General features: G+C 41.3%; 7 protein-coding genes. 3 read left to right on the plus strand and 4 right to left on the minus strand.

The window, feature by feature from the left end; all coding sequences use genetic code 11:
• Window positions 1-505: isoaspartyl peptidase/L-asparaginase (locus tag VB733_RS14360; RefSeq protein ID WP_323340738.1), on the plus strand; the 505-nt coding region annotated here is incomplete at its 5' end.
• 163 nt (window positions 506-668) lie between these two features.
• Here VB733_RS14360 and glmU read toward each other — a convergent pair.
• From glmU to VB733_RS14375, 3 genes are all read right to left on the minus strand, one after another.
• Window positions 669-2,036, minus strand: a complete 1,368-nt coding sequence (gene glmU / locus VB733_RS14365) for a bifunctional UDP-N-acetylglucosamine diphosphorylase/glucosamine-1-phosphate N-acetyltransferase GlmU (protein ID WP_323340739.1) — start codon at window positions 2,034-2,036, stop codon at window positions 669-671.
• A gap of 214 nt (window positions 2,037-2,250) precedes the next feature.
• Window positions 2,251-3,450, minus strand: a complete 1,200-nt coding sequence (locus tag VB733_RS14370; protein ID WP_323340750.1) for a two-component system response regulator — start codon at window positions 3,448-3,450, stop codon at window positions 2,251-2,253.
• A 611-nt stretch (window positions 3,451-4,061) separates the two neighbouring features.
• On the minus strand, window positions 4,062-4,961 hold the full coding sequence (locus VB733_RS14375; protein WP_323340740.1) for a tRNA (5-methylaminomethyl-2-thiouridine)(34)-methyltransferase MnmD: 900 nt from the start codon (window positions 4,959-4,961) through the stop codon (window positions 4,062-4,064).
• 169 nt (window positions 4,962-5,130) lie between these two features.
• Here VB733_RS14375 and VB733_RS14380 point away from each other — a divergent pair, with 169 nt between their 5' ends.
• Window positions 5,131-5,964, plus strand: coding sequence for a sulfurtransferase (locus VB733_RS14380; RefSeq protein WP_323340741.1), 834 nt, complete (start codon window positions 5,131-5,133; stop codon window positions 5,962-5,964).
• Between the two features lie 113 nt (window positions 5,965-6,077).
• Here the strand turns inward: VB733_RS14380 and VB733_RS14385 are convergent, their stop codons facing one another.
• Window positions 6,078-7,448: a hypothetical protein gene (locus VB733_RS14385; protein WP_323340742.1), complete on the minus strand. Its 1,371-nt coding sequence runs from the start codon at window positions 7,446-7,448 to the stop codon at window positions 6,078-6,080.
• Between the two features lie 347 nt (window positions 7,449-7,795).
• Between VB733_RS14385 and VB733_RS14390 the strand changes: the two genes are divergently transcribed.
• Window positions 7,796-9,274: FecR domain-containing protein (locus VB733_RS14390; RefSeq protein WP_323340743.1), on the plus strand; the 1,479-nt coding region annotated here is incomplete at its 3' end.

Consider the following 9,274-nt stretch of genomic DNA (forward strand, 5'->3'; position numbering starts at 1 on the left):
TGTTGTTGCTGAATCTGATTTCGCTGAAAATGAATCATTTGAAAGCCAACTGACGGAAAGTACCACAGCCCGCAGAGGCACGATTGGTGTAGTTGCTTTAGATACATATGGTAACTTAGTCGCTGGCACATCTACAGGCGGAAAAGGCTTTGAACGGATTGGTCGTGTCAGTGATTCTGCTATGCCTGCGGGAAATTATGCAACTCAGTATGCGGGTGTTAGCTGTACAGGTATTGGTGAAGATATTATTGATGAATGCCTGGCAGCCAAAATAGTGGTGCGTGTCACAGATGGAATGTCGTTGCAGGAAGCAATGCAGCGATCATTTGCCGAAGCTCAGACAAACAAAAGAGACTTAGGTGCGATCGCACTTGATGCTAGAGGTCATATCGCTTGGGGCAAAACCAGCGAAGTCATCCTCGCAGCTTACCATAACGGCGAAAGGATGGGCGATACCTTGGAAATTCCCGAAGGAATGCAAGTTGGGAATGGGGAGATGAAGTGATGAGGAGATTGGGGAGAGTGGGAGAGTGGGAGATTAATAAAAGAAACCTCTTTCTTCTTTGTCACCGCGTCACCGCATCCCCGCATCCCCGCATCCCCGCATCCCCGCATCCCCGCATCCCCGCATCCCCGCATCCCCGCATCCCCGCATCCCCGCGTCCCTCTTACTTGCTCTGACTTTCTCGTTTCTTCGTTACCCAACCGGGCTTCATCACCGGACGTTCGCGGGCTACTACTAAACAATCATCAGGGATATCTTGAGCGACTGTAGAGCCTGCGGCAATGTAAACATCATTACCAAGAGTAATGGGCGCTACGAGGACGCTATTAGAACCTGTACCTGTGCGATCGCCTATTATTGTTGGGTGCTTTTTAAAACCATCATAGTTGGCGGTAATTGTTCCTGCGCCAATATTTACTTTGGTTCCAGTTGTGGTGTCACCGAGATAGGATAGATGCGCGACTTTAGTATTACTACCTAATGTCGTATTTTTTAACTCAACAAAATTACCAATGCGACATCCTGCACTTACCTGAGCATGTCCGCGCAAGTGAGCATAAGGACCAATTATTACTGATGATTCAACACTACTATCGGTAATTACTGAAAATCGGATGGTGGTGTTCTCACCAATTTCGCTATTTTCAATTAAACTTCCGGGTCCAATTCGACACCCCGTTTTGATAACTGTATGACCTCGCAGATGCGTTTGCGGTTCGATAATTACATCTGGTTGCAATTCAACTGTTTCATCAATTGTGACGCTATTGGGGTCAATAATAGTTACACCAGCAGCCATCCAACTTTCTTTAATTCGTCTTTGTAAAATCTCATAAGCGCCAGCTAATTGCAAGCGATCGTTAATACCCAAAATTTCTTGGTAATCTTCGACATCTACCGCCATGACGGGAGCAACCTGTGTCACCGCATCGGTAAGATAATATTCCTTCTGGGCATTATTTGCCTCCAAATGCGGCAATACCTTGGCTAAATCTTGCCAGCGAAAGCAGTAAATTCCGGCATTGATACAGCGATTTTGTTTTTGGGCAGCAGTACAGTCTTTATCTTCGACGATTTGCTGAACAATATTATCACCATTACAAAAAACGCGCCCATAACCCTTGGGTTCAGGCAAATTTGCTGTGAGAATAGTGGCGGCATTTTTGTGTTCTCGATGGGTCTTGAGGAGATTTTCCAGGGTTTGTTGACGTAACAGAGGTACATCCCCATTTAACACCAGTAAATCCCCATTGTAACCTTCTAAATGTGGTAATAATTGCTGGATAGCATGACCTGTTCCCAACTGTTTAGTTTGTTCGACAAACTCTAAATTGGGTATTGACTGCATTGCCACTTTCACTTCTTCGCTCTGGTATCCAACTATTATCATCCGCCGTGAAGGTTGCATCGGTTCGACACTATTTAAAACCCTCTCAATAAGCGATCGCCCACCTAAAGAATGTAATACTTTAGGGAGAGTGGATTTCATCCTTGTTCCTTTTCCTGCCGCCAGAATTGCTACGACTACCATAATTAGGGATTAGCTGTGTGTGTGCGATGAACTAAGTAAATAAGTTCAGGCAAATGATAACAGCTAACAAAGCATTACTCATAGGCAATATCTTGGGAAACTGCCAAAGCGCCTTTAGTTGATGAGAGCACAAAAGGGATAGGAGACACGGAGAGAAAAGTCTTCTCCGTGTCCCCGTACCTCCCTCCTCTGAGTTTCACCCTCAATCCTTTAGTCATAATTCTCTGGAAAGATTGGAATCATTGCGTTTGAGAATAAACTCGGTAAATTGCTGCATAAGTTGAGGATTGCGCCAACCTTTAGCGGTTTCCTCAGTCATAATTTGCAGTGCTTCTTCCGGTGTATAAGCGGGTTTATAGGGACGTTCACTGCTCAAAGCGTCATAAATATCAATAATTTGGAATACTTGAGCAATATAGGGAATTTCATCACCTTTGAGTCCGTCAGGATAACCTGAACCATCCCAGCGTTCGTGATGATGACGAATAATTGGGATCACACCTCTAGTCGTGCGAAGTGGTTGACAAATTTTTTCGCCAATCAAAACATGCTGACGCATCATTTCCCATTCTTCGGGAGTTAATTGTCCCCTTTTGAGTAATATCGCATCCGGAATTCCCACTTTGCCGATATCGTGAAGGTATCCCCCCCACATTAAGTCACGAATTTGGTTGCGTGCCAGGTTGAGATACTCGCCAAATTCTTTGCCTAATCGGATCAAGCGCTCGCAATGATCACCTGTATTCGGATCGCGACTTTCAATTGCCCTGGCGATCGAAAATAGCACTTGTTCGGCGTGATCTAAGTCTTCGTTCAGGCGCTTTTGGCTCACCAAAGACTTCACTCGCGCCGCCAATTCTAAACGATCAAAAGGTTTGCTCAAAAAATCATCTGCCCCAACCTCAATACCGCGAATACGCGATCGCCTATCGTTTAATGCTGTGATAAAAATTACCGGAATTAGGCGTGTTTGCTCATCTTGTTTAATATTTTGACAAACTTCAAACCCGTCCATTTCGGGCATCATCACATCCAGTAAAATTAAATCTGGTTGTTTTTGAGCTACCAGAGCGATCGCCGCAGCACCACTGTCTGCTTCAATCACTTCATAACCTTCCATCGCCAACAGCGCTACAGCAGTCATCCGGCTTGCAGCATGGTCATCAACCACTAACACTTTTGGCTTATCGAAATCAAACCCGTTGACTTGGGAACCTTTGCCATATTCTGTCCTCGATCCGAAGGAATCGTAACTAGAATCAGTGCAAAGGTTTACCCAGGAAGTTATTGCTCCATTGTCTTCTCGCACCAGGTCTTGCTTTGATAAGCTTAGGGGATAACCTTGTGCCTGCAAACCGATAGCACCATTTGAACCAACGTCCTTGGGTGTATTTAAGGAGTTTGACCCACCCATTGATTTTTCGGTAGAGCCTGTATAATTGGATTTCCAAACCACGAAGGCGCTCCAATTTTTAAATAAATTTACAGTTCGACTTTTCAAAAACAATTTTATTACTCAACTGGATTTCTGTTTTCATTACTTTTATAAGTCTTGCAAACGATAACATTTACTTAACTTTTTGTAATGTATTTCCCCCAGTTTTTCGATGTTTTTGGGAGTTCTGAGAAAATGATTTCCAAAACTCATTAATGATAAATATAGTATGATGCAATTATTGCAAATCTTAAATCAGGTGTTTTACGGAGATTTATCAACATGACTATAGTTCCAAAATACTCTTGTTGTTAAATTTATCTCAAACCGCCTCTTGATGGAAAAAAAATTAATTTTTGTCACTATGTTAGCCAAACAATTCATCAAATAATTTACACATTTTTCATCAATTATCGATAAAAATTATCAAACTTTAGTAGATTCACGAATGTCTATGGATTGTTTTAACTGAAAATTAGTGATAATTATTACATTGAAAGAGATTGAATCCGGTAAATCACTTATAAACCACATCATCCATTTACCAATACAATTTAATCGAGACCGTTGACATCTTATTATCTTGATAGTTAATTATGTTTATGGGTTCTATGCCAACGTTTTCGCCAATGTGAAGTTGGTTCCAGGCTGGAACGTTGCTGCTCTTGTTTGCGCCTCTCTAATATTACTGCTGCCGAATCGCAGAGTTGGAAGTCGCGATAGGGAATGGCGGCACGAGTCTGTAAATGTTCTAGTTCAGATGTTGACAGTGGGGGAAGAATTGTCTCCTCAGCTTGGGGATGTATGGCGATTGTACCTGGTGCTTTTCTTCCAACAGGAGGAGTCGAACCAATTTCTAAACCTGATGTGAGTAATGCTGTACGCACTGATGCAGCACAAGAATAAGTTGCGAGTCTACCAGTCAAAGATAAGCACTGAGAGACAAGTTGCATAAATTCGATTGTCCAAAGTTGCGGACATTGTGGAGGCGAGAAGGGATCGAGGAAAATGGCATCAGCTTGAAATCCAGATGCAAGTAATTGTTGAATAGTGATACGAGCATCACCTAATAATAAATTGGCTTTGACATTTTTTGCCTCTAGGTAATGATTTTCAGCAATTCTAATTAAAATATCTAAAATATCGATATTTTCGCAGTTCCAATGATTAAATAATTGATGAGTGATTGCAGCTTTAGGGACTGCCGAATTCATTTCTAAAGCAATAATTTCGATATGGCAATCAGGATTAATCGACCAAATAGTCTGGATTGCAGCAGCAGTATTATAACCAAGACCGTAGCAAATGTCTAAAATCCTAATAACCGGTTTTTGAGCTTGAATTTCTAGTTGTGTCGGGACAACGAATTTATGTATACTTTCCTGGTAAGCTCCATAATGACTGTGAAATAATTCACCAAATTCTTCCGAGAAGAAAGTAAATGAGCCGTCAGCAGTTGGCTGGGGAATAAATGTTTCTTGATTTGACATTAGCTTAGATAAATTTTGAATTTAGGTTAATCTTTGATGTCTGGTCAAGCGATCGCAGTTATTGAGTATAATCACGCATTTTCATTAAAATTAATTTACATAATTTTTGTAATTCTCACCAATATAATTAATAGTTACTAAATAATGACTAACTGCTAAACAATAACTAATGACAAATGACTCTTGTGTTGTTTCGGCTCAATGGCTATTAGAGCATATTAATAACCCCCAGGTTGTGATTGTAGATTGTCGTTTTTCGCTCGCGGATGCACAACTGGGAAAGCAACAGTATCAAACTAGTCACATAAGCGGTGCTTATTACCTCGACCTCAATTTAGACCTTTCTAGTCCCATTACAGAACATGGGGGAAGGCATCCTCTACCAGATATCGAGAAATTCTCAAAAAAACTCGCCAATATTGGTGTCAATTCTCAAACAAGCAACTCTCAAGCAACTCTAGTTGTAGCCTATGATGATTCTCGCTTGGCTTTTGCATCAAGGTTATGGTGGCTAATGCGTTACTTGGGACATGAACAAGTCGCTGTACTTGATGGAGGATTCGCTGGCTGGTTATTATTGGACTATCCTGTGACTGATGCGATTCCCCCACAGAAAACTGCTGATTTTACACCTAAATTACAGCCACAAATGATGGTTGATTTTTCGACTATCAAAACTCGTAAAGATTTACCAGGTATAGTCTTAGTAGACTCACGGGAAAGCGATCGCTATCTTGGTATTAGAGAGCCTATCGACAAAATTGCTGGACATATTCCTGGTGCTGTCAATTATCCCTGGCAAGATGTAACTAATGCTAATGGCTATTTGTATCCTCAAGAACAACAGCAGCAACGTTGGCAAGAAATTCAAGATAGCCAAGAAATTGTAGTTTACTGTGGTTCTGGTGTCACGGCATGTGTGAATTTACTATCTTTGGAATTAGCTGGTATTTCTAATTACAAGTTATATCCTGGTAGTTGGAGTGATTGGATTAGTTATTAAAGAGGTGAGAAATAGGAGTGGCAATGTGGGAATTGAGACAATTAGAGATAGTGATACAATGAGTACATCTCGCGAAAATACTTAATATTTACTCACCTGATTATTTCCAACTCTTAAAATCTACCCAATTCCCAATTGTAATTAACACTGAAAAACCAACCATTAAAGTCAATGTTACGGTCTGTAGAATTGCCAATTGAAACCCCTGCTTGGGCACTCACGCTACTAGTATCAGATAATCGATAGCTGAGACTACTAAATAAGCGATGGTAAATATCTTCGCGATCGCGTTCAGTAAAATTAGATAAATTGAATTGGTAGTTTAGACCGACTTGTAGGGGCTTTCGGAAGGAATAATTTAACCCCAACCACAACGAATTAATCAGGCGATCGCGTTTTTCGGGTGTTTCAGCTAAACTGACACGAAATTCATAATAGCTATCTAGCATCAATTTCGATGTCAGACTATCTCTACGACCTAATGATAAGTGAAACGAGTTTTCATTCAAAAAGCGATCGCCCGATGCAAATCCATAACGTTGACTCTCTCTCGCATAAAACAACTGCTGGTTACTCCAGCCAATTTCACCATACATTCGCTTGGAGAGTTGATGATATAAATCTACATTCAAACGAAGTTGATTGTAGTTAAATTCCGATTGGTCTATGTAACGAATAATATTGCCATCAATCGAACCACTTAAGTATGTCTTGGCTCCTAATTTGACAGGAACACTGGCTAAGGTTAAACCAGAATAGATTAAACCATCTTGAATGGGATCAGTATCAGATGAAAACAGATTGTTTGTCTGGAAAAAACTCACACGTCCCAGCAAAAAACCTATAGGCTTCCTTGCAGGTGTTGTTATGGGTGGCTTTTTGGGTATCGATGGTGTTTCCGGAATAGGTTGCTGTTCTATTGGCGTTGGATTTGTGTTATTGGGTTTGGCAAGGATTGTCCCTAATTCAGTATTCTCTACAGGTTGTGGCTTGGCAATTATTGTGCCCAGTTCTCCATTTGTTGTCGATTCCGGTGACTGCTCTTGTGTGTCCGCCAGTTTTTGTAACAGTTGTTCTAATCTTTTACTGTAATCAACTTTCGGTGTTTCTAAACGCTGCTCAATTTTTGTCGGCTTTAATGTTGGTTCATTCGGCTGTGCTTCAACCTGTGGAGGTTCATTTGGTTTTTGAGGTGTAGTCTCCTCTGGGGGAGATTGAGCGATCGCATCTGTTGTTTGTGTTGGAAAATTTAAATATTGTGAACTTGGGAACTCTTTTAACTCATCCTCAGTCTCATGTAAGGGTCGATTACCTACCCAATTATCATTAAAAGGTGGTATCTTTAATAGCATATGTCTTTGATGTTTCCATCTCGTTGAGCTTGTAGCATTTACTGCATCTGCTTCCAATAACCACCAGCTTGCACTACTGCAAGTCAGCAAGCTCCAAAATAATAGAAGTTTCCAGTTCTTGTAGAATTGCATCTTTCTAATAACACTTTTGTAGAGATTGACTTACAAGTTGATTCCCAAGTCTCAACTATTCGGACTTGTGTTGTTCTGTAGTTTGAGTCAGAAAATTTCTCAGCAAAACATCCTCAATTTCTATTTAAGTTAGGTACTTAAGTATCGGTTAAAAGAGGAGAAGATGACAAATTTATTTTCTACCAATGATTGAGAAAATTGGTTTCAATCGCTAGCTTATACGACAGAGTAAGTAATTTATATCTTTAATTTTTGATGACAGTTAAGCAAATTTACGTATTTAATTTTGCTATAACAAATAAAGCACTGACCACTTTGTATTTAAAATACTACTGACATAGTTGAGTATGAGTAAATTTTCTGAACTGCAACCAATAGTGCGTAAATTGTTTCCCTTTGTGGCAATTGGCTTGTCAGGGTTACTCATAATGCCCATGTCAAGTAAGACACAAGCCCAAACTCCATTAACTAGGGCAGTAATACAGAATTTGCGTAATTTCGTACAGTTGCAACCTTACAACCAGCCAAGACGGAGAGCGCAACGCTCTGATGCCATTAAACCAAAAGACGGTTTGTCCACAGGGCGAAATTCCCTGGCTGAGTTGCGCTTCAACGATGGCTCGATGGCAAGAGTAGGAGAGCAAGCAGTATTTCAGTTTTTACCCCAGACTAGAAATTTTACCCTCAGAAATGGCACAGTTTTATTATTGATACCGCCAGGGCAAGGTAAAACTAATATCAGAACACCAAGTGCTGCTGCTGCTATTCGCGGTTCAGCGCTGTTTGTCCGTTATGACAAGGAAACAGATACAACAGTTGTTGGCGCACTGACGAATAGTGGAATCGAAGTTTTTGATCAAGATAGTTCCACCAGCAAAGTGTTGCAAGCTGGACAAATGATGGTTGTCATCAATGGCAAATTTCATGGGTTATTCGATTTTGACTTGCGAACTTTTTATGAGACTAGCGATTTAGTACGGGGGCTTGATTTAAATCAACCAAATGTAACTAGTATTCAGGATGCAGCACTTAATAGTGTTCGTGCAGAAACATCAGAGGCTTTAGCGAAGCAGGTACGTATAGCTGGTCCCGATACAATCCAAAATCCATCGTTTATAAAGCTAACTACTTCTAAAGATTCAACTGATTTTACAGTTCAAGATAATATTCCTGCGGAATCAGTATTGGGAGCATCCGAAGTTCAATCGGATAGAGTTCGTAATTCAAGAAATCGTCCACTAAAACCATCACCCGAAGTTACCCCATCATCTCCACCTGTAACAACACCTGTGGATACAGGTAAGCCTCCTGTAATAAATCCAGCACCAGCAAATTCAGAACCACCTCCCGTAATACCTTCCGAGAAGCCTTCGACACCATCGATTTCAAGACCACCTTCTGAAAAGCCTCCCGTAATAAATCCAACACCACCTTCTGAAAAGCCTCCCGTAATAAATCCAGCACCAGCAAATCCAGAACCACCTCCCGTAATAAATCCAGCACCAGCAAATCCAGAACCACCTCCTGTAATAAATCCAGCACCAGCAAATCCAGGACCACCTCCCGTAATAAATCCAGCACCAGCAAATCCAGGACCGCCTCCTGAGAAGCCTCCTGAGAAGCCTCCTGAGAAGCCTCCTGAGAAGCCTCCTGAGAAACCACCTGAGAAACCTCCTGAGAAGCCTCCTGAGAAGCCTCCTGAGAAGCCTCCTGAGAAGCCTCCTGAGAAACCACCTGAGAAACCTCCAACACCAGCGAACCCAGAACCACCACCTGTAATACCTGAGAAACCTCCTGTAATACCTGAGAAGCCTCCTGAGAAACCT

The sequence above is a fragment of the Calothrix sp. UHCC 0171 genome (assembly GCF_034931845.1).
Lineage (GTDB): Bacteria > Cyanobacteriota > Cyanobacteriia > Cyanobacteriales > Nostocaceae > Brunnivagina.

Coding starts and splice junctions, on each gene's coding strand:
- VB733_RS14385 (WP_323340742.1), bottom strand. CDS start 7,448: ATGCAATTCTACAAGAACTGGAAACTTCTATTATTTTGGAGCTTGCTG.
- glmU (WP_323340739.1), bottom strand. CDS start 2,036: ATGGTAGTCGTAGCAATTCTGGCGGCAGGAAAAGGAACAAGGATGAAA.
- VB733_RS14380 (WP_323340741.1), top strand. CDS start 5,131: ATGACAAATGACTCTTGTGTTGTTTCGGCTCAATGGCTATTAGAGCAT.
- VB733_RS14370 (WP_323340750.1), bottom strand. CDS start 3,450: ATGGGTGGGTCAAACTCCTTAAATACACCCAAGGACGTTGGTTCAAAT.
- VB733_RS14375 (WP_323340740.1), bottom strand. CDS start 4,961: ATGTCAAATCAAGAAACATTTATTCCCCAGCCAACTGCTGACGGCTCA.